This is a genomic window from Rhizobium sp. PvP014, from assembly GCF_017876855.1.
Lineage (GTDB): Bacteria > Pseudomonadota > Alphaproteobacteria > Rhizobiales > Rhizobiaceae > Neorhizobium > Neorhizobium soli.
In genome coordinates, this window is the sequence record NZ_JAGIOT010000002.1 from 249,826 (window position 1) to 270,118 (window position 20,293).

Annotated in this window: 25 protein-coding genes; 21 read left to right on the plus strand and 4 right to left on the minus strand. The window is 63.9% G+C overall.

All coding sequences use genetic code 11. From position 1 onward, the window contains the following. Positions 1-4: 4 nt before the first annotated feature. Both J3A65_RS05820 and J3A65_RS05825 read right to left on the minus strand, forming a co-directional pair. Positions 5-1,924 (minus strand): diguanylate cyclase, encoded by a 1,920-nt coding sequence (locus J3A65_RS05820; RefSeq protein WP_209900243.1) that lies wholly within the window; start codon positions 1,922-1,924, stop codon positions 5-7. 271 nt (positions 1,925-2,195) lie between these two features. Beyond that, entirely contained in the window at positions 2,196-2,825 is a 630-nt protein-coding gene (locus J3A65_RS05825; protein WP_062453463.1) for an outer membrane protein, read from the minus strand. Positions 2,826-3,006: 181 nt separating this feature from the next. Here J3A65_RS05825 and J3A65_RS05830 point away from each other — a divergent pair, with 181 nt between their 5' ends. The 4 genes from J3A65_RS05830 to J3A65_RS05845 all read left to right on the plus strand — a co-directional run bounded on the left by J3A65_RS05830 (position 3,007) and on the right by J3A65_RS05845 (position 8,286). After that, positions 3,007-4,404 (plus strand): MFS transporter, encoded by a 1,398-nt coding sequence (locus J3A65_RS05830; RefSeq protein ID WP_209900245.1) that lies wholly within the window; start codon positions 3,007-3,009, stop codon positions 4,402-4,404. 107 nt (positions 4,405-4,511) lie between these two features. Beyond that, a complete protein-coding gene (locus tag J3A65_RS05835; RefSeq protein ID WP_209900247.1) occupies positions 4,512-5,972 on the plus strand; it encodes a protein adenylyltransferase SelO in 1,461 nt (486 codons plus the stop codon). Positions 5,973-6,221: 249 nt separating this feature from the next. Then, positions 6,222-6,860, plus strand: coding sequence for a hypothetical protein (locus J3A65_RS05840; RefSeq protein WP_209900249.1), 639 nt, complete (start codon positions 6,222-6,224; stop codon positions 6,858-6,860). 88 nt (positions 6,861-6,948) lie between these two features. After that, positions 6,949-8,286 carry a terminase family protein gene (locus tag J3A65_RS05845; RefSeq protein ID WP_245341487.1) on the plus strand — a complete coding sequence of 446 codons (1,338 nt, stop codon included), beginning with the start codon at positions 6,949-6,951 and terminating at the stop codon, positions 8,284-8,286. Between the two features lie 109 nt (positions 8,287-8,395). Here the strand turns inward: J3A65_RS05845 and J3A65_RS05850 are convergent, their stop codons facing one another. Next, positions 8,396-8,596: a hypothetical protein gene (locus J3A65_RS05850; protein WP_062453459.1), complete on the minus strand. Its 201-nt coding sequence runs from the start codon at positions 8,594-8,596 to the stop codon at positions 8,396-8,398. Between the two features lie 91 nt (positions 8,597-8,687). Between J3A65_RS05850 and J3A65_RS05855 the strand changes: the two genes are divergently transcribed. The 10 genes from J3A65_RS05855 to J3A65_RS05900 all read left to right on the plus strand — a co-directional run bounded on the left by J3A65_RS05855 (position 8,688) and on the right by J3A65_RS05900 (position 15,092). Beyond that, the gene (locus tag J3A65_RS05855; RefSeq protein ID WP_062453458.1) at positions 8,688-9,323 is read left to right on the plus strand and encodes a hypothetical protein; all 636 of its coding nucleotides are present in this window, start codon (positions 8,688-8,690) and stop codon (positions 9,321-9,323) included. Positions 9,324-9,369: 46 nt separating this feature from the next. Next, a complete protein-coding gene (locus tag J3A65_RS05860; protein ID WP_209900251.1) occupies positions 9,370-10,539 on the plus strand; it encodes a phage portal protein in 1,170 nt (389 codons plus the stop codon). A gap of 60 nt (positions 10,540-10,599) precedes the next feature. After that, positions 10,600-10,875 carry a ribbon-helix-helix protein, CopG family gene (locus J3A65_RS05865; RefSeq protein ID WP_174195863.1) on the plus strand — a complete coding sequence of 92 codons (276 nt, stop codon included), beginning with the start codon at positions 10,600-10,602 and terminating at the stop codon, positions 10,873-10,875. Then, entirely contained in the window at positions 10,875-11,183 is a 309-nt protein-coding gene (locus tag J3A65_RS05870; RefSeq protein ID WP_113111204.1) for a type II toxin-antitoxin system RelE/ParE family toxin, read from the plus strand. The genes J3A65_RS05865 and J3A65_RS05870 overlap by 1 nt, the downstream gene beginning before the upstream one ends. A gap of 179 nt (positions 11,184-11,362) precedes the next feature. Next, on the plus strand, positions 11,363-11,689 hold the full coding sequence (locus J3A65_RS05875) for a DUF6107 family protein (RefSeq protein WP_062453454.1): 327 nt from the start codon (positions 11,363-11,365) through the stop codon (positions 11,687-11,689). Between the two features lie 93 nt (positions 11,690-11,782). Next, complete coding sequence (locus J3A65_RS05880) at positions 11,783-12,376, plus strand: HK97 family phage prohead protease (RefSeq protein WP_209900253.1); 594 nt, start codon at positions 11,783-11,785, stop codon at positions 12,374-12,376. 16 nt (positions 12,377-12,392) lie between these two features. Beyond that, positions 12,393-13,676 (plus strand): phage major capsid protein, encoded by a 1,284-nt coding sequence (locus J3A65_RS05885; protein WP_209900255.1) that lies wholly within the window; start codon positions 12,393-12,395, stop codon positions 13,674-13,676. A gap of 116 nt (positions 13,677-13,792) precedes the next feature. Continuing rightward, positions 13,793-14,362, plus strand: coding sequence for a head-tail connector protein (locus tag J3A65_RS05890; RefSeq protein WP_209900257.1), 570 nt, complete (start codon positions 13,793-13,795; stop codon positions 14,360-14,362). Continuing rightward, the gene (locus tag J3A65_RS05895; protein ID WP_092661739.1) at positions 14,359-14,694 is read left to right on the plus strand and encodes a phage head closure protein; all 336 of its coding nucleotides are present in this window, start codon (positions 14,359-14,361) and stop codon (positions 14,692-14,694) included. The genes J3A65_RS05890 and J3A65_RS05895 overlap by 4 nt, the downstream gene beginning before the upstream one ends. Beyond that, a complete protein-coding gene (locus J3A65_RS05900; protein ID WP_174195867.1) occupies positions 14,691-15,092 on the plus strand; it encodes a DUF3168 domain-containing protein in 402 nt (133 codons plus the stop codon). The genes J3A65_RS05895 and J3A65_RS05900 overlap by 4 nt, the downstream gene beginning before the upstream one ends. Here the strand turns inward: J3A65_RS05900 and J3A65_RS05905 are convergent. After that, on the minus strand, positions 15,071-16,297 hold the full coding sequence (locus tag J3A65_RS05905; RefSeq protein WP_209900259.1) for an MFS transporter: 1,227 nt from the start codon (positions 16,295-16,297) through the stop codon (positions 15,071-15,073). The two genes, J3A65_RS05900 and J3A65_RS05905, sit on opposite strands and share 22 nt — an antisense overlap. Positions 16,298-16,410: 113 nt before the next feature. Here J3A65_RS05905 and J3A65_RS05910 point away from each other — a divergent pair, with 113 nt between their 5' ends. The 7 genes from J3A65_RS05910 to J3A65_RS05940 are packed head-to-tail and all read left to right on the plus strand — an operon-like array spanning position 16,411 to position 19,942. Then, positions 16,411-16,818, plus strand: a complete 408-nt coding sequence (locus tag J3A65_RS05910; RefSeq protein ID WP_209900261.1) for a phage major tail protein, TP901-1 family — start codon at positions 16,411-16,413, stop codon at positions 16,816-16,818. A gap of 26 nt (positions 16,819-16,844) precedes the next feature. Further along, on the plus strand, positions 16,845-17,189 hold the full coding sequence (locus J3A65_RS05915; RefSeq protein WP_209903350.1) for a gene transfer agent family protein: 345 nt from the start codon (positions 16,845-16,847) through the stop codon (positions 17,187-17,189). Further along, the gene (locus J3A65_RS05920) at positions 17,189-17,407 is read left to right on the plus strand and encodes a rcc01693 family protein (protein WP_209900263.1); all 219 of its coding nucleotides are present in this window, start codon (positions 17,189-17,191) and stop codon (positions 17,405-17,407) included. Before J3A65_RS05915 ends, J3A65_RS05920 begins: the two co-directional genes overlap by 1 nt. 44 nt (positions 17,408-17,451) lie before the next feature. Beyond that, entirely contained in the window at positions 17,452-17,988 is a 537-nt protein-coding gene (locus J3A65_RS05925; RefSeq protein WP_209900265.1) for a phage tail tape measure protein, read from the plus strand. Between the two features lie 9 nt (positions 17,989-17,997). Next, positions 17,998-18,636, plus strand: a complete 639-nt coding sequence (locus tag J3A65_RS05930) for a DUF2460 domain-containing protein (protein ID WP_209900267.1) — start codon at positions 17,998-18,000, stop codon at positions 18,634-18,636. Next, positions 18,633-19,508: a DUF2163 domain-containing protein gene (locus J3A65_RS05935; RefSeq protein WP_209900269.1), complete on the plus strand. Its 876-nt coding sequence runs from the start codon at positions 18,633-18,635 to the stop codon at positions 19,506-19,508. Before J3A65_RS05930 ends, J3A65_RS05935 begins: the two co-directional genes overlap by 4 nt. Then, positions 19,505-19,942: an NlpC/P60 family protein gene (locus J3A65_RS05940; RefSeq protein WP_209900271.1), complete on the plus strand. Its 438-nt coding sequence runs from the start codon at positions 19,505-19,507 to the stop codon at positions 19,940-19,942. The genes J3A65_RS05935 and J3A65_RS05940 overlap by 4 nt, the downstream gene beginning before the upstream one ends. The last annotated feature ends 351 nt before the right edge of the window (positions 19,943-20,293 follow it).

Here is a 20,293-nt window from a genome sequence, read left to right on the forward strand (position 1 = left end):
GGGCTTAGCTCCCCGCCGACTCCACCCGGTTTCGGCCTGCGGCCTTGGCGTTGTAGAGGGCTTCGTCGGCGCGCTTGAAGAGGGCTTGCGAGGTTGTCACGAGGTCCTGGCCGGGGGTGAGCGTGGCGAGGCCGACGCTGATCGTGGCGCGGTTGGAGGGTGGGTTTCTGCCGTGTTCCAGGCCGATCTCTTCGACGCCCACGCGGATGCTTTCGGCGATGGCATGCGCGGCCTTCGCGTCGGTTGCGGCGAGCAGCACCGCCACTTCCTCGCCGCCATAGCGGGCGCAGACATCGCCGGGGCGGATGACGGTTGACCGTACCACCTGTGCGATCGCGCGCAGGCATTCGTCGCCGGCCGCGTGGCCATAGGTGTCGTTGAAAAGCTTGAAACGGTCGGCGTCGATCATCAGCAGCGACAGCGGCGTCATCGAACGGTTCGCCGCAGTGACCATCGCTTCGAACCGCGCGTTGAAGAAGCGCCGGTTGGCAAGCCTTGTCAGGTCGTCGGTATTGGCGAGAAGATCGAGCTCGTCCTGTGCGCGCTTGTGGCGGCTGACATCGCGGGTGATCGCAACCACCCGCGGCGCCTGGGCCGGATGCGAAGCCGGCAGACGGCTCATCGCCGTTTCCAGCCATACTTCCTCGCCGTCGGGCTTGACGTGGCGGATCAGGAATTTCTCATGACCAGGCCCGCTGCCGAGCCGCTCCGTTGCCTGGCGGACCAGGAATTCGGTATCTTCGGCCATGCCGGCAAAGATGCTGCGGCCGATCAGGTCCTCTGGCTCGAGCCCGAGGATGCCGATCGAGGAGGGCGAGACATATTCGCGGATGCCGTGTTCATCGAACCGGGTGATGAGGTCGCTGGAGGATTCAGCGAGCAGGCGGAACTCCGCCTCGCGCGCGGCGACCAGCGCTTCGCGCTCCTGGCGCAACTGCATCTGGCGGCGCCAGTAGACCGTGGCGAACCCGGCCGCGATGAGAAGGATCGCCGCATAGATCCAGCGCGTCCTCGCGGTCGACGCCCAGGAGATCAGCACCTGCCATTCCGATGCGGCCGCGAGCGCCACCAAGCCGGTCAGCTGGCTCTGGTGAAAGCCACCCGCCCGCGCCGTCTGGTCGATCGGTGACTGGTAATGAAAGGCGCCGACGCGGGTCTGGCGGACATGGGCAAACAGATCGCTCTTGGACATGTCCTGACCGAGAATGCTGTCGGCCATCGGCGCGCGGGCGAGAACCACGCCATCTCCGCGAACGAGCAGGAAAGAGGCATCGGACCCGATATCGTAGCGGCTGAAGAAATTGACGAAATGGTTGACCTTGATGGTGGAGACCACAACCCCGCCGAACGTGCCGTCCGGTAAAATCACCTTCTGTGAGATCGGCAGGACCCAGGTCTGGGTCAGCCGGCTGAGGATGGGCTTGCCAAGGACCGGGAGCGGGAAGGGGCTGGCCTTGTGGAATTTGAAATAGTCGCGGTCCTGATAGGAGACCCCGGCGGGGCGTGTTGCCGACGAGGTCGCAACCATCTGGCCATCGGCATTGAGATAGGAGAGCGTATCGAGTGTGGGCGACGCACTGAGCTGGCGCTTCATCAGCGCGTCGATCGCCTGGGCGAGATCGGCCTCGCCGTCTTTCTCCTCGATCTTGGAGATCAGGCTTGCGAGCGGCAGCCGCGACATTTCCACCACGTCGTCGGCATGCTGGGTAATTGCTTCGGCCGTCTGTTCCAGTGCCGCTTCGACCCGTGCGACCTGTGTCTTCCAGTTGGAATATTCCGCCCAGCCGAAAAGCGCCAGAAACGCACCGAAGCCCAATACCGCCGCAGGCGTCGCCAGAGCGGGGCCAAGGCCGTGTCTGGTGCGGCGGCCTAGCCCTTTGCGGTTCTCGGGGTCTGCCCCGCGAGACGATGGGGAAAACGGCATGCGCAGAAACTTCCGAAAATAGTCAAAACACGAAACTGCAACCCGGCTGATTCACGTCGCGCACGACGTCATCGGCAGGACGACGGGCAAAGAGCCGACAAGTCCCGTCTAATACAGGAAAGTTAAGCGAACCTCTCGCAACGGGAGCCTGATCCTGCCGTGATGATGATGGCCGGGACAGTGGTCGAAATCCCTGAAGAACAAGTTCCAAAGAAAAAGGCCACCGCGCGAGCGGCAGCCTTCTCCTCATACAATCAGATGCTTGACGCGATCAGAACTTCACGCCGAGGCCAACCTGCACGACGTGCTGGTTGAAGTCGACATCAGCGCCGGCGAGGTTGCCGTTGCCGTAGTCGTTGTAGCGATACTCGACGCGGCCGAACAGGTTGTCGGTGAAAGCGTGATCGACGCCAGCGCCGATGGTCCAGCCGTGCAGCGTGTCGTCGTCGTCGCCAACCGGCGTGTCGACTTCAACATTGGTGGCTGTCCAGCCGCCTGCTGCGTAGATCAGGGTGCGGTCCATGGCGTAACCGAGACGTGCACGGGCCGAACCGGAGAAGCCGCTTTCGGCATCGACGCCAGCGGCGACATCGTCGTTGTTCCAGTCGTAGTTGACATCGCCTTCAACACCGGCAACGAAACCGTTGGAGAACTGCCAGTTGTAGCCGACGAAGCCACCCATGCGGGCGCCGTCGAAGTTCTGGGAACCAGCGCCTTCGATATCAGCATCGCCCCAGCCGTATCCGCCGTGGATACCGAGGTAAGGACCGGACCAGGAAAATGCCGGAGCGGTTTCGTAGGCGACTGGCGCGCTCGGAATGGTCTCAACCGCATCGGCGGCGAGAGCTGCGGACGAGAGGCCGGCTGCAAGAGCTGCGGCGAGAACGAGTGTGTTCCTCATGATGATTTCTCCGTGTTTTCAACGACTGCTTGTTATGAGGATCAATGTAGTGCGTTCGGCTTGGAAAGCTGTAGCTAAAATGTCACGCGCGCCAAAATCGATCCTTGACCGTTGACCGGGGGACTTTGCGCCGCCACTGCTGCGGTCGGAAAAGCCTTGCGGATGAACCGGGGAGCATGCCGTGCTGACAAGAACAGACACCGGATGGAAAACGCTTTTGTCCGGCCGGAACGGCCTGATGCTGGGGCTGATCTCCGCCGGGATCGGGTTGCATGCCTTCAACCAGTTCGCGATTGTTGCCGCCATGCCGCTGGCCGCCGCCGAACTTGGCGGGCGCGACTGGTTCAGCTGGGTCTACAGCCTCTATTTCATAGGTTCGATCGCCGGCGGCACCAGTGCTGCCTATCTCCGCGATCGGTTGGGTGTGAAATCCAGCTTGTTCTGGTCCATGGCGCTGTTTTCGCTGGGCGGTCTGATGGCGGTTCTGGCGCCGAGCTTTTTCTTTATCGTTGCGGGCAGACTGTTGCAGGGGATTGCCGACGGTCTGATCGTGGCAATCTGCTACAGCCTCATCCCGGCCAATTTCTCGTCCGCGGTGACGGCGAAGGTATTTGCGGTGGAGGCAACCGTCTGGGCGGTCGCGGCTCTGCTCGGGCCGCTGATCGGGGGGCTGCTCGCAGAGGCGTTTTCGTGGCATGCCGCGTTTCTGGCGGTGACGCCGTTTCTCATCCTGCTTGGTCTTTTCACGCTGTTGACGACGCCCGAGACCGGCAGCGCGGCAAAGGCCGCGTTTGCGCCTCTGGCCGTGGCGCTCTGCGTGACTGCATCCTTCATTTTCGCACTGTCGTCCGCAACGGGGGTGATCGGCTGGCAGGTCGCCTGTCTGGTGCTGGGATCACTGGCGCTGGCGCTGACCGTGACGACAGACGGAAAGCTTGGGCCGCGGCTGTTTCCGACTGGCGCTTTCAGGCTGGGATCGGTGCTTGGCCACGGGTTCTGGATGCTGTTCCTGATGTCGGCGGGCCATGCGTCTGGTGCCACCTATCTGGCTCTGATCATCCGCGACGTCTGGGGCATCGGACCGGCGGCGGTCGGCTATATCGTGGTGGCGATGGCACTGACCTGGAGCGCGGTCGCGATGGCCTCCAGCCGGATCAAGTCTCTAAAAGGACGACACTTTGCGATGCGGGCCGGGCCGCTGTTCCAGCTCGCGGGCTTCCTGATGATCGCGATATCGATCGACGTCCGGGAGATCCTGCTCGTGGTCCTGAGCCAGATGGCGATCGGCACCGGTTTCGGTCTGTCGTGGGCGGCGATCAACCAGGCCTCGATGGAGGCCGCCGGCGACGAGGAGCGTGACCGGGCTAGCGCGCTTTTGCCGACCATGTCGACGGCCGGCTACGCCGTCGGATCGGCGCTTGCCGGCATGATCGCGGCAGCGACCGGGCTGACACGGCAGTTGTCGCAAGGCGATCCCGGGCAGGTCGCCTACTGGCTTTACGGGACCTCCGCAGCCGCGGCGCTGGTGACGTTTCTGCTCGGGTTCGGGGTGCGGTTGAAGGCGGGCAATAAGGGCTGATCTTGCTTGTTCCGCAGGCGCGAGACCCCATATTAAGGATACGCCACAGACCAGACTCAAGCACATACCCGAGACCAAGCCCCTGAAAGGGCCGAAGGAGAGATCCCGTGTTCCAGTTCGACAATTCCTATGCCCGCCTGCCGGATCGGTTCTTCGCCTCCGTCTATCCGGAGCCGGTGGAAGGGCCGAAGCTTCTGAGGTTCAACCAGAAACTGGCAGCGGAACTGGGCGTCGAGGCGGATCTTTCGGATCCCGACCGGCTGGCCGCGGTGCTTTCCGGCAATGTCGTGCCGCAGGGGGCATCGCCGCTTGCCATGGCCTATGCCGGGCACCAGTTCGGCAATTTCGTGCCGCAGCTTGGCGACGGGCGGGCGATCCTGATCGGCGAAGTCATGGACCGTGCCGGACAGCGCCGCGACATCCAATGGAAGGGTGCGGGGCCGACGCCGTTTTCGCGCCGTGGCGACGGGCGGGCAGCGCTTGGGCCTGTCATCCGCGAATATGTCGTGTCCGAGGCCATGCATGCGCTTGGCATTCCGGCGACGCGGGCGCTTGCGGCGGTTTCGACCGGTGAGCTTGTCCAGCGCGAGCAGGAGCAGCAGGGCGCTGTGTTCGTGCGGGTTGCGGCAAGCCATGTGCGGGTGGGCACGTTCCAGTTCTTTGCCGCCCGCGGCGATACGGAGGGCGTGCGGACGCTGGCGAACTATGTGATCGAGCGGCATTATCCTGACCTGATGGGGGCGCAGAACCCTTATCTGGCGCTGCTGAAGGCGGTGGCCGACCGGCAGGCGGAACTGATCGCCCGCTGGCTCGGCGTTGGCTTTATCCATGGCGTGATGAACACCGATAACATGACGATTTCAGGCGAGACGATCGACTTCGGTCCTTGCGCCTTTCTCGACGAATACAATCCGATGAAGGTGTTTTCCTCGATTGATCGGCAGGGACGCTACGCCTATCGCAACCAGCCGGGCATCGGCCAGTGGAACATCGCAAGGCTTGCCGAGGCGCTGGTGCCGCTGATCGATGCCGACGAGGAAAAGGCGGTGGAAGCGGCCAATGCTGTCCTGAAGGCATTCGGCGACACGTTCCAGGCGCACTGGATCGAGGTGTTCCGCGCAAAGCTCGGTCTGGTCACCGCGCGCGACGGTGATGGCGATCTCGTGCAGGGACTGCTTTCTGCAATGGAGGAAAACGAAGCGGATTTCACGCGGACGTTCCGAGCGCTCTGCAACGCCGCGGAAGGACACGACGACGACCTGCTCGCCTGTTTCTCGGATACGGCCAAGCTGCAGGAATGGTTGCCGAAATGGAACGAGCGGCTGGCTGAGGAGGGTCGCGGTCCGGCGGACGTGGCAACAGAGATGCGCGGCGTCAATCCGTGGCTGATCGCCCGCAACCACCGGATCGAGGAAGCAATCGCGGCTGCCAATTACGGTGATTTCAGCTTCTTTGAAAAGCTGGTGGAGGCGCTCGAAAAACCGTTCGAAGAGCGGCCGGAATTTGCCGACTACGCGATTGCGCCGACGGCGGAACAGAAGGTTGCGCGCACCTTCTGCGGGACGTGAGGGAGAAGCTGCTCTGGTAAAATTTTCGAGATAGGAATTTAATCCTTGACGGCGTGACGGTTGTCGGGTAGTGTTTAGGCATAGTCGAAGAGTTGCGTCGGGAGAGGCTTCACGCCCCGACCGCCGCAAGGCTTCCAGTCAGGGCTCGGATTGACCTCCGGGCCCTTTTTTTTTCCAGGACATCGATATCGAAACCGAACGTGCGACGGCAAGCCGGCGCGGCGGGTTTTTCGGCTGTGGAGATCTGCCATGAACCGTTCCGATGCTCTCGCCGGTTTTGATCCAGACCTGTTCGGCCTGTGGACGGACGAACCGCTTTACGACGCGGATGACGACGTGACGCAGGATGCCGAACTGGAAGAGACGGTTCGAAACGTTCTGCTGGAGATCAAGTCTGCGGAAACCGAGCTGAAGCCCGCAGATGAACTGCGGCAGCTTTTGAACGAGATGACGGCGGAGATGCGCCAGCAGTTCGCCACGTTCCGGACGATGCGGGAAGCGGCGTCCGGGCTGTTGTCCAGCGAGGCCGACGACGCGGTGTCAGCTGACGGCAACGAGGCGTCGCAGAAACTGGCGCGGGCCGATGTGAAGGCGGCGACCGATGCGATGAGCCTGATCGTGCGCACGCTGGAAAAGGTCGATGCGCTGCAGCGTCAGCTGTCCCGCGACCGGCAGGTGGAGGCCGACAGGCTGGCCGATGCCGGCGGATACGAAGAGGCGAAGGCCCGCTTCGTCCGGATGATCGAGGATCGCGCCAATGAAACAGCCTTTGGGTATTTCGAAGCCTGGAAACGCGATGGCCCACCGGGATGGGTGGCGCAAAGGCTTCCAGCGAGAGGAACCCAGCCAGCGCAAGATGCGGCGGGCCGCAGAGAAGATCACGGGTGAGGCGGTAAAGGCATCCGCGTCATTCAGGGCGGGCATGTCTGGCATCGCTGATGTCAGGGAGAAGAGTGCACGGGATCTGGAGGCCGGAATGGTTTTGGCCGGTGCGATGGGCGTGCCCCGCGCTCCGGACTCGGTGCCGGCGGAGAGCTGTGACGAGCCTGGTCCGGGAGAGAACGCGTTTGACGGGTTTGTGGCCGGTCTCGACCGGGATTGGGCGTTTACGGCGCTTCCCGGACAGAGGCCGCCAGAGGGCGACTGGCGGACGTGGCTGATCATGGGCGGGCGCGGATCCGGCAAGACGCGGGCGGGCGCCGAATGGGTGCATGCGCTGGCGTGTGCGGCTGGAGAGCGGTCCGATCTACGCATCGCGCTCGTGGCGGAAACGCTGGGCGATGCCCGCGAGGTGATGGTGGACGGTGTGTCCGGCATCTGCCGGATTGCGGCACGGCACTGGCCCGAATTCGAGATTACACGCAAACGGCTGGTCTGGCCGAACGGCACGGTGGCGCAGATCTTTTCCTCCGAGGATCCGGAAGCCCTGCGAGGGCCGCAGTTTCATTACGCCTGGTGCGACGAGATCGGCAAATGGAAGCATGCGCAGGAAACGTTCGACATGCTGCAGTTCGGCCTGCGGCTGGGACTCGATCCGCGCCAACTGGTGACGACCACGCCGCGACCGGTGCCGGTGCTGAAGCAACTGATTGCCGACCCCGGCACGCGGCTGATCAAGATCTCCACAGCCGGTAACGCCGGCAATCTGGCACCGGGCTTTATCGCGGCGCTGGAGCGACGCTATGGCGGGACGAGACTTGGTCGTCAGGAACTTGGCGGCGAGCTGATCGAGGATCGCGACGACGCGCTGTGGAAGCGCACCGACCTCGAGGCCTGCGTGACGCGCTTTACCGGGGTTCTGCGGCGCATCGTGGTGGCGGTCGATCCGCCCTCGGGATCCGGTGAAAACTCCTGCTGCGGCATTGTCGTGGCGGGTGTCGAGGCAAGCGAAGGTTCGCCTGGCCGGGCCGTGGTGCTGGCCGATTGTTCGGTGACCGGCCAGACGCCGGGCGGCTGGGCAAAGGCCGTGGTGAAGGCGTATTCGCGGTTTTCGGCCGACCGCGTCGTGGCCGAGGGCAACCAGGGCGGCGACATGGTGCCGGCGATGCTGAAAAGCATCGACGCCAACCTGCCGGTGACGGTGGTGCATGCATCCCGCGGGAAGTTTGCCCGCGCCGAACCGGTCGCCGCCCTCTACGAGCAGGGACGGGTGGTGCATGCGGGACGGTTTGCGGAGCTGGAGGACCAGATGTGCGATTTCGGACCCAACGGACTGTCATCGGGACGCTCGCCGGACCGGCTGGATGCGCTGGTCTGGGCGCTGACGGCGCTTGTTTTGGACGGCCAGGGCGAGCCGCGGGTGAGGGGGATTTGAGCCTAGGCCCGGTGTGGCGCTTCTGGTGGACCGCGCAACGAAAAGCGGCCCGGATAGGGCCGCTCAAGCGTTCTATATCTGACAGTCGGCTACTGCCAACAGTTGCAATTCAGCTTTTGGCCGGCACAGCCGGAGCGCTGTCGCGCATCTGCTTCCATTCGGATTCCATGCGCTCGAGGACGTGCTGCGGCACCGATTTCGTGGCGGCTGTCTGGGCGGTCTGCTGCATCATCATGATCTCCGGATTGTGCGCTGCACCATCATGGTGGTGCGCCCCTATGAACGTCGCATGGTTGGATTGGTTCCACATCCTTACTCCGAAGTAAATCGTCACTAACAGACTAAAACGATTTAGTTTTTTCTAAACCGATTGAAACCTTCGAACGCGGTAAAGGGGTAGGATTAACATGGGATACGAGCGCAGTTTTTTCTTCGATCACGTGCGCAGGAACCCGTTCAGCGGGCGGTTGGCAAGTGGTCAGGTGGCCGGGTTGGCTGCTGTTTTGGAGGCATGGGAGGCGCGCAACCCCATCGAAGGCCCCGCGGCGCTTGCCTATGCGCTGGCGACCGCGTTTCACGAGACGGCAGCGACGATGCAGCCGGTGCGCGAAACGCTGGCCAAGACCGATCAGCTTGCGGTGGTGCGGCTGGAAAGCGCTTACAGCGCCGGCCGGCTGCGGACGGTGAAGACGCCGTACTGGCGTTACGATGCCGATGGCCGCACCTGGCTGGGGCGCGGGCTCGTGCAACTGACCCACAGGCGCAACTACCAGAAAATGTCGGCGCTGACAGGGATCGATCTGGTCACGGCACCTCATCGCGCCATGGAGATGGATGTGGCAGTAAAAATCCTGATCGAGGGCATGCGGGCCGGCAGTTTCACCGGCCGCAAGCTCGGCGATTATTTCGGCCCTGGGAAATCGGACTGGGTCGGGGCGCGAAAAATCATCAATGGCAATGACCGGGCGGCGCAGGTGGCGGGGTACGCGAAAGCGTTCGCGGCAGCGCTGCGGGACGATGCGGCGATGGCGGCCTGAACGTCTTCAGAGGGAATTGATCCCGGATCGAGTGAAGGATGAAACGATGAGATTTCCATTCCGGCTTCCTGGGCTTTCCCGCATCGCGCCGCCTCAGGAAACCAAGGCGACGTCGGGGCTATCGTCGGGCTTTGCGATCGTATCTGGCGATGGCGCGGCGCACTGGTCCGGGCGGTCCTATGCGGCTCTGGCAAAGGCCGGGTTCATGAAGAACCCGATCGCCTATCGGGCCATGCGGATGGTGGCCGAAGCTGCCGCCGCCGTGCCGTGGCTCGCCTATCGGGGGACGAGCGAGGCAGCCGATCATCCGGCGCTGGCGCTTCTGGCACGACCGAACGGGCGCCAGAGCGGGCCGGATTTCTTCGAGGCGCTGTACGGGCATCTGCTGTTGTCCGGCAATGCCTATGTGGAGCCGCTGGCGCTTGGCGGAGACCTGCGGGAACTGCATTTGCTGCGGCCGGACCGGGTGAGCGTCGTCGAGGGGCGCGACGGCTGGATTGCGGCCTATGATTATCGCGCCGGGCAGGTGACGCGGCGGCTTGCCGTCGATCGCGACGGGCCGGGGCTGCTGCATCTGAAGCTGTTTCATCCGCTCGACGACCATAGCGGCCTGTCGCCGTTGGTGGCAGCAGGGGCGGCGCTTGACCTTTCCAATGCGGCAGCGGGCTGGAACAAGGCGCTGCTCGACAATTCCGCACGACCCTCTGGCGCGCTGGTCTACCAGCCGAAGGATGGCGGCAATCTTTCCGCGGATCAGTATCAGCGGCTGAAGGACGAACTGGAGGCGGGCTATTCAGGCGCGGTCAATGCCGGGCGGCCGCTGCTTCTGGAAGGCGGGCTGGACTGGAAGGTGATGGGGCTTTCGCCGAAGGACATGGATTTCATAGAGGCAAAGAACGGTGCTGCCCGCGACATTGCGCTGGCGCTGGGCGTGCCGCCAATGCTGATCGGCATTCCCGGCGACAATACCTATGCCAATTACCAGGAGGCGAACCGCGCCTTCTACCGCCTGACCGTGTTGCCGCTGATCGCCCGCACCGCCGCAAGCTTTTCCGCCTGGCTTTCGGACGCTTTCGGAGAGGGACTTCGGCTGGAGCCGGATCTCGACCGGGTGGCGGGGCTTTCGGCCGAGCGCGAGGCGCTGTGGGCGCGGATTGGCGCTGCAGGGTTCCTGACCGAGGACGAGAAGCGCGAGGCTGTGGGATATTCGGCGTGATTGCGCGATCGCGGCGCAGGGTGTAATTTGTAATACGGTGTATTACAAATGGAGATCGTCATGGCAGACGCCAAATCCGAAAAGCCCGCTCTCTCGGACCCGATCACGCTGCGCGTGCCGCAGGACATTCTCGACGACATCGAGAAGATCGCCGAGACTTCGGATCGCAGCAGGAGCTGGGTGATCGTCCGGGCGCTGAAATATTATCTGATGGCGGAGGGGAATGACATCCTGCAGATCCGCAAGGGCGAGGAACAAATTGCGCGCGGCGAATTCGTCGATGCGGAGGAGTTCTTCGCGGAGGTGCTCGACGAGAAGAAGAGCGACGCCGCCTGATGCGGATCAGGCTCTCCAAGGATGCGGCGCTCTTTCTGAGAAGCGAGCAGCGGTATCTGGAGCGTTTCAATCCGCGCGCCGCCGAAGCGGTGCTGCGGCAGTTGCGGGGATCGATGCGGCTCTTGCTGGACTATCCGCAAGCCGGGAGCCCGATTGAGGCGCTGGAAGGCCGGCGCCGTTTCGTGTCCGGCGAGTATGTCATCGACTACAGGATGGAGAAGGGGATCGTCTCCGTTTCCCACATTCGACACGGCCGTCAGCTGCCGCCCGATCTTTTAGCGGACGCACCGGCAGACGACGGAAACTGAGAGACTCAACTTCTCACCCCCCTGACTCAACTCGTCAACGCTGTCTCTCAAGCGATTCAGGGGATTGATGAAAACCTGCCAGCCTCATGTGGCGCGTGAAGATGCGCGAGGCCTTGGCGGTTGCGGATGAAGATCCGCTTACCGGCTGACACTCTCAACATAACCCAGAAAGTTTAACGATGGCTGACCTTGGGCATGATCCGGGAACGCTTGGCGTTTGGGCTGCGCGGACCGCAGGTGCGGTGGCGGGTGCGGGCGTTTCGCTGGTCTATCTCCTGCCGAAAAGCGGGCACGAGGCGGCGAGCCGGTTTCTGACCGGGGTGGCCTGCGGACTGATCTTCGGCGGGCCGGCCGGGCTGTGGCTGATGGCACGGCTGGGGATCAGCGGTGAGCTTCCCGAGCCGGAGACCTTGCTGGCGGGATCGGCTGCCGCCAGCCTTTCGGCCTGGTGGGTGCTGGGCGCGCTGTCGCGCTTAGCCGAGCGATACGGGCGGCGCAGGGAGTAAGGCGCTCCCGACGACGAACCTCCTCTGCCGCAAGCGGCCGCCGCCGCGAGCGGATGGGGTTCAGCAATTCCAATGACTTTGCAGGAGATCTCGATGCACGCTGACCGCGGGCAACGCCCGCCCATGCGCCCGAATGTGCGCAAATTCGCCAATCTGGAACTGGCCGGCATTGCCGGCGACGGCACGTTTTCCGGTTATGCCAGCGTGTTCGGCGAGGTCGATCTCGGTCGTGACCGGATCGAACGGGGGGCGTTTCTCTCCTCGCTTGTCGAACGCGGCGCACCGGGGGTGCGCATGCTTTATCAGCACGACCCGAACGAGCCGATCGGCGCCTGGAAGACGATCCGTGAGGATGGTCGCGGGCTGTTCGTCGAAGGCGTGCTGTCGCCCGGCGTGGCCCGATCGAGGGAAGTGCTGGCGCTGATGAAATCCGGTGCGCTGGACGGGCTCTCGATCGGCTTTCGAACCGTACGGGCCCGCACCGACGCCAAGACGGGGGTGCGGCGCATTCTCGAGGCGGATCTTTGGGAAATCTCCGTCGTGACCTTTCCGATGCTGCCATCGGCACGGGTGTCCGACGTCAAGCATCAGCGCTTCTTCCGCGACCGCGAGACGGAGCTCGTTCGCCAGATGCGGCGGGCGGCGAAGCTGATGTGGAGATCGTCGTTCAGGCAGAACAAGGCTTAATGGAGAAGGACAGGACATGATGACGGGACATGTGCAGGGAAGTGGCGCCGTGGCGCCGGAAGTGAAAGCCGTACCTGAGACGGTGACGGCGGCGCTCGACGAATTCATGGAGGCGTTCGAGGCGTTCAAGGACGTCAATGACCGAAGGCTCGGCGAGATCGAGCAGAAGCTGACCGCCGATGTGGTGACCCGCGACAAAGTGGACCGCATCAACCGGGCGATGGACGACCAGAAACGGGTGCTGGACCAGCTGGCGCTGAAGAAGGCGCGACCGCCGCTTGGTGGAAGAAGTGGCTACGGCCAGAGTGCCGAGCTTTCGCCTGAGGCGATGGAGCACAAGGCGGGGTTCGACGCCTATATCCGTCGCGGCGAGGACAATGGTCTGCGCGAGCTGGAGGCGAAGGCGTTCTCCGTCGGGGTCGGCGCCGATGGCGGCTATCTGGTGCCGCCGGAGACTGACACGGAAATCGGCCGCCGCGTGTCAGTCGTGTCGCCGATGCGGGCGCTGTCGACCGTGCGCACCGTCTCGACCTCCGTCCTGAAGAAACCGTTCTCGACGACGGGTCTCACCACCGGCTGGGTGGCGGAAACGGCGGCGCGGCCGCAGACCAACACGCCGCTTCTGGCCGAACTCGCCTTCCCGACGATGGAACTCTACGCCATGCCGGCCGCCACCCAGGCTCTGCTTGAAGACGCGGCTGTGGACATGGAGGCGTGGATCGCCGGCGAGGTGGACATCGTGTTTGCCGAGCAGGAGGGCGATGCCTTCGTGCGCGGTGACGGGGTAAACAAGCCGAAGGGCTTTCTCGCCTATACGGCTGTTGCCGATGCGAGCTGGGCCTGGGGCAGCCTCGGCTATATCGCAACCGGCGTTGCCGGCGGCTGGAAGGCGACCAATCCCTCCGACACGCTGATCGAGGTGATCTACGCGCTCAAGGCCGGACACCGTCAGAACGGCACATTCATGATGAACCGCAAGGTGCAGGCCGATATCCGCAAGTTCAAGGATGTCGACGGCAACTACCTGTGGCGCCCGCCGGCAAGTGCAGGCCAGGCCGCCTCGCTGATGGGCTTTCCGATCGCAGAAGCCGAGGAGATGCCCGACATCGCCGCCAGCTCGACCTCGCTGGCTTTCGGAGACTTCCGCTCGGGCTATCTCGTGGTCGATCGGGCCGGTGTGCGCATCCTGCGCGATCCGTATTCCGCCAAGCCCTATGTGCTGTTCTACACCACCAAGCGGGTCGGCGGCGGGGTGCAGAACTTCGAGGCGATCAAGCTGGTGCGGTTCGCCGTCAGCTGATCGGCCAGGCGTACCGAAGCTTGCCGGAACGACCCGTCATCCGGCCATCCCCACCTTCTTCCCGCTGCGGGGAGAGGGTGGGGCAGGGCCGGATATCATCTTCGACGAGGATCCCCATGACCTATGCCCAGACTACTCCGCCTCTCGCGGAACCGCTGACGCTTGCCGAGGCGAAGGCGCATCTGCGCCTTGACGGTGCCGACGAGGATGCGCTGATCGGATCGCTGATTGCGACTGCCCGCGAGCATCTGGAACGCGAGACGGGCTTGTGCCTGATGGCGCAGTCCTGGCGGCTCTATCTCGACTTCTGGCCGTGCGACGGCGTGATCCGCATGCTGAAGTCTCCGGTGCAAGCGATTCAGACTGTTACGGTTTACGATGCTGCAGGCACTGCGGTTCATGTTTCGCTTGAAGACCATCTGCTCGACGGCAAGGGGCGACCAGCGCGACTGTGGCTGCGCTCGACGATCGATCCCGGCCAGGTGCTGAACGGCATCGAGATCGATTTTACCGCGGGCTATGGCGAGGCCGGGACCGATGTGCCGGATACGCTGAAGCGGGCGATGCTGATCCATATCGGCCATATGTTTGCCTTCCGCGGCGTGCTGTCGCCCGACCAGCAGCCGGCGGGAATTCCTGATGGCTATGAGCGCCTGATCGCACCCTTTCGCATGCGGAGGCTGTGATGGTGGTGTTTCTCGACCCCGGCCAGATGACTGCCCGACTGGAGCTGGAGGCACCAGTTTCCGTATCCGATGGTCAGGGCGGTGCGACCGTAATCTGGCAGCCGGTGGCGGCCGTTTGGGCGAAGATCGAGCCGGTTTCCTTCGTGGTGACGGAAGCGGCAAGCGCCGAGGTGGGCACGGTCAGTCACCGGATCTGGATCCGGTATCGCGGCGATGTCGCAGCCGGGCAGAGGCTGACCAAGGGCGCGCGGATCTTCCTGCTGAAGCTGGTGCGCGACCCTGACGAGACCGGGCGCTATCTGGTCTGCCAATGCGAGGAGCAGGCACCATGACCTCAGCCTCCAACGCCTTGATGAAGGCGGTGCATGCGCGGCTGACCGGCGACGCGGCACTGACGGCGCTGGTCGGTCAAGGCGGTGTTCATGACCGACTGATGCCGAAGCCGAAGCTGCCGGCGATCGCGTTCGGAGAGTGGGAGACGCGTGACTATTCGACCGGTACGGAACCGGGCGAGGCGCATAGCCTGACCATCACGGTGTGGTCGCAGGCCGAGGGACGTCGGCAGGCGCAGGAGATTGCAAGCCGGGTGGACACGCTGCTGCACGATGCGGCGCTGACGCTGGAAGGGTTTGTGCTGGTGAGCCTGTTGCGGACGGGATCGCGCACAAGGCGCGAGCCGAACACGCGGTATCTTCAGGTCGAGCTGCGTTATCGCGCGGTGACCGAGTGAGAGGCCGCCATGCGGTTACTCTGCCGGACGAGATGCATCAGAAAGAGGATGCCGGTAAGCGCCGAGCCGGCCAGAAGAACGGTGACGACGAGAACCGTCAGCGCGCCCGAACGATCGAGCAGTGCTGTGAACACGACGGGGGCGAGCGCATTGGCAAGGTTTTGCGGCATGGACAGCCGTGCGGCCTGGCGGCCGTAGTCGCGTGGTGAAAACAGGGCGAGCGGCAGCAGCGCCTTTGCGACCTGCAGGACGGCCGAGCCGATGCCGTAGAGCCCGATGAAGATCCACAGCGTTGCGGTCGACGACGGCAGGACGATGAGGCTGAGAAAGCCGAGGATCATAAAGCTGTTGCCGGTCACTGCCGTGATGAACGGATTGCCGCGCTTGCCGAGCAGCATATCGAAGGCACGCGCCGAAATGCCGATGACGCCACGCGCTGCGGCAAGCTGCAGGGCAAACTCCGGCGTCGCACCGGATTGCCGCAACAGTTCCAGAAGCGACGGCGACACGCCGTAGGATGCGAAGGAGGCAATGGTGGTGGCGGTGGCGACAAGAAGGAAGGCGAGCTTGCCTTGCCGCTTGGTGAAAGCAACCGGCGGCGCATCGACGCCGGCATCTGCGGTGTCCCAGGCGATCGGCTTCGGCAGGGCAAAGAAATAGAGCGGCACGCAGACGAACAGATGCAGGAAAGCGCAGACCATCATGGTGGTGCGCCAGCCGATGAGATCGTTTCCGAGACTGAGCAGCGGCCAGAAGATGGTCGCGGAGAGGCCGGTAAACAGCATCAGGATGGTGATGCTGCGACGACCCTTCGTGCCTTCACGCTCGACCACCGCGGCATAGGCCGGTGCCGACAGGCAAAAGGCGCCGCCGGCACCGAGCAGGATCCACGCGACCGCATAAAGCGGCAGGCCGTTCGAGACGGACAGCACGAGCAGCCCGACGCAGAAGAATACGGAACCGGCAGCGAGAACCTTGGCCGCCCCGTGGCGCCCGAGCAGCCGGCCGACGAGCGGACCACAAAACGCGCTGGCGAGCATCATCACCGACAATCCGGCAAACACCATTTCGTTGGCTAGGCCGAGATCGGGCGCGATGGAGCGACCGAGAACGCCGAGGCTTTCGAACGTGGTGCCCCAGCCGATGAGTTGCGTGATGGCGAGAACGCCAGTGGTCCGGGCGGACCGGAGGGGGGACTTGGTCAATGCGATATCGCGATGGGAAGCGGGCAAGGGGATGTGCCCCGCGGCTTTAGCAGGTCGGCACGCAACCCGAAAGCATCAATACTTCAAAGCGGTTGGAAAAAAAGGATCGGGACATGGTGGCACAGAAGGGCAAGGACCTTCTCCTGAAGGTGGACAATAGCGGGACGTTTCTGACCGTGGCGGGGCTGCGCTCCAGGCGGATCGCCTTCAACGCCGAAACGGTCGACATTACCGATGCCGAAAGTACCGGGCGCTGGCGCGAGCTTATGGGCGGGGCGGGGGTGCAGCGGGCATCGATGAGCGGTTCGGGCATCTTCAAGGACGGCACGAGCGACGCGCTGGTGCGCAGCACGTTCTTTGCCGGCACGATCCTCTCCTGGCAGATCATCATCCCCAGTTTCGCAACGCTCGCGGGGGCGTTCCAGGTGACGGCGCTCGAATATTCCGGCGAGCACAATGGCGAAATCCGGTTCGAGATTGCGCTCGAATCCGCCGGCGTCGTGAGTTTCACAGCATTGTAGGAGCATGAAAGGGGGATTTCATGGGCATGCATGGACGGGCCAACCGCCGCCGTGGCGAGGTGGAGGCCGAAATGGACGGCGAGCGGCGGATCCTGTGCCTGACGCTCGGCGCGTTGGCGGAACTGGAAACGGCCTTTGCGGCCAGCGATCTGACGGAGCTCGCGAAGCGGTTTTCCTCCGGGCGTATGAAGGCAGCCGACATGATCCGCATCATCGGGGCGGGCCTGCGCGGCGGCGGCAACATGATCACCGACGACGAGGCGGCGGCGATGAGTGTCGATGGCGGGATACTTTCCTGCGCGCGGATCGTCGGCGAGTTGCTGAGCGCGGCCTTCGGCACGGATGAGGGCACATCACCGGCAAACCCTTGATGGCCGCAGCGGGCGGGAAGGCGCAGACGTTTGAGCCTTTTCCATGGGATGCGGCGATGCACGCCGGTCTCTGCCTGCTGCGGCTTTCCGCACCGCAATTCTGGGCGCTGACGCCAAGAGAACTGTTTGCTGCAACCGGTGGTCTGATCAAACGCGCGATGTCGATCGAGCGTGCCGGGCTGGAGACGCTGATGCGGGCTTTTCCGGATGGAGCGTGATTTTGCGAGCCGGCTGATCTTCGATGTGAACGGGAGCGGATGCGATGGATCCAGATGACGAGACGTTTGGCGCGGCGGTGGCGGGGGCTGAAGCCTTGTCTGGCGTGATGGCGGATCTTGAGGCGCGTTCGGACCGGTTCGGCCGGGCTTTGACCAGTGCACTGAGCACGGCGACGACCGGGGGCAAGGGGTTGGACGACGTGCTGAAGGGGCTCGGCAACCGGCTGGCGGATATTTCGCTATCGGCAGGGCTGAAGCCGCTCGAAAGCCTGCTCGGCAATGCAGTGAGCGGGCTGATCGGTTCGGTGACGCCGTTTGCCGATGGCGGTGTCGTGCGGGCGCCGACTTTCTTTTCGATGGGCGGCGGCACCGGGCTGATGGGCGAGGCGGGTGCCGAGGCGATCCTGCCGCTTCGGCGCGGCGCGGACGGGGCGCTCGGTGTGGCGTCAGCTGGCGGCGGCGGGGGAGCGCAGGTGGTGTTCAACGTGACGGCGACCGATGCGGCAAGCTTCCGCAAAAGCGAGGGCCAGATTTCGGCCATGCTGGCACGCAGCGTTTCGCGCGGAAACAGAGGATTGTGAGGAGCAGCGATGAGCGGATTTCATGAAGTGCGCTTTCCGCTGCGGGTGGCGCTTGGCGCCTCCGGCGGGCCTGTGCGCCGGACCGATATCGTCAACCTGTCGAATGGACGCGAAAGCCGCAACCAGCGCTGGCGGGATTCGCGGCGAAGCTATGAGGCCGGATCCGGGGTGAAATCGGTTGCCGATCTCTATGCGGTTCTGGAGTTCTTCGAGGCGCGTGGCGGCCAGCTCTACGGCTTCAGGTTTCGCGATCCGGTCGACTGGAAATCCTGTGGGCCGGGCCAGGCGATCTCGGCAAGCGACCAGCAGATCGGGGTCGGCGACGGGGCGACGGCTGCGTTCTCCCTGACGAAAACCTATGCGGATGCGGCCGGCGGCTGGGAGCGACGGATTACCAAGCCGGTGGCGGCAACGGTGGTCGTGTCGGTGGACGGCGTGGCGAAGGCGGCGAGTTCGTTCACTGTCGATACGACGAACGGTACCGTGACGTTTGCGGCCGGGCATGTGCCGGCGCCAGGCCAGATCGTGCGGGCCGGGTTCGAATTCGACGTGGCCGTGCGCTTCGATACCGACCGGATCGAGATCAATCTGGCGCATTTCGACGCCGGGCGGATCCCGGCCATTCCATTGACGGAGGTGCTGGCATGAGGGCGATACCGGCGGGTCTGGCAGGCCATCTGATCGGCGAGGCGACCACGATCTGCTACGGCTGGCGGGTGACGCGACGCGACGCGGTGGTTCTGGGGTTTACCGAGCATGACCGCGACCTGGTCTTCGACGGCACGACATTTCTGGCGGCAAGCGGGTTTGCGGCAAGCGAGGCGGAACAGGCGCTCGGCATGGCGGCCAGCGCGGAAGAGGTGGAAGGCGGCCTCTCCAGCGCTGCGATCGACGAGGCGGATCTGGCTAGCGGGCGCTATGACGGCGCGCGGGTCGAGCTGTTCGTGGTGAACTGGGCGGATCCGGCTCAGCATATGCTGCTGAACATTCGCGAGATCGGCGAAGTTTCCAGATCGGGCGGCGCGTTCAGGGCGGAGCTGCGCAGCCTTGCGCATCGACTGGGCCAGCCGCAGGGCCGTGTCTATGGCAGGCGCTGCGACGCGAGCCTTGGTGATAACAGCTGCCGGGTCGACCTCTTGGCCTGGCGCGGGAATGGCGTGGTGGATGCGGTCGTTGATAAAAGCCGCATCGTCGTGTCAGGTCTGTCAGGTTTCGCAGAGGGATTTTTCGGCCGGGGCGTCGCGGAATTTGCGGCCGGGTCGCAGGTCGATATTGAAGTCCATGAGCGACGCGCCGACGGCAAGGCTGCGCTGACATTCTGGTTGCCGCTGGAGCAGGCAGTCGTTCCCGGGCAGGCGGTGACGCTGACGGCCGGTTGCGACAAGACGGTTTCGACGTGCCGGGGGCGGTTTGCGAACCTTCTCAATTTCCGCGGCTTTCCGCATGTGCCGGGCTCCGATTTCGCCTATTCCTATGTGGACGGCGAGCGGCTGCATGACGGCGGAGCGCTGTTCGAATGAGCGCCGAGCGGATCATTGCGATTGCGGAAAGCTGGATCGGCACGCCCTATCGGCATCAGGGCGCAACGCGCGGCATCGGCTGCGATTGCATCGGCCTGATCCGCGGCATCTGGCGGGATTTTTATGGCGAGGAGCCGGAACCGGTGGGTCCCTATGCGCCCGACTGGGCGGAACGGGGCGGCGAGGACAGGCTGCTGGAGGCCGGCATCCGGCTGTTTGGCCCGGCACTTGGCCTCGGGCAGATGCAGCCGAGCGATCTGCTGCTGTTTCGCTGGCGACCGGACACGATGGTGAAGCATGCCGGTATATTCGTCGGGCCGTCTCATTTCATTCATGCCTACGAGCAGGTGGCGGTGACGCGCTCGGTTCTCGTGCCCTCCTGGCGCCGCAAAATCGCTGCCGTGCACCGGTTTCCGCCGGCAAGGGATAGTTGAAAGTTGGCAAGGACCGGCGTATAGTCATGGAGTAATGGATGGGGCTGGAACCCCATCCATCGGTATGCTTATATTACGGATGAGATCCGGTCGGACAATGACCAGCCCGTCCGGGTCACCCTCAAGATAAGCGTCATGCCAATTGGCCAAAGCCTCATGACATCACCTCCATGGTTGTCTATACGGGGCGCCAGCGTTTACCCAAACTCGACTAACGCGTATGGCGAAACCGCTATGCCATTTTAGTCAGCTGAAACCAGAGCCCGAGCAGTCGTCGAGAGGGTCTCGGCGTACCGAGGCTTCAAGCCAGTGCCAATTCCGTCGGTAGAGGTTATTAAGCGCTGGTTGCCA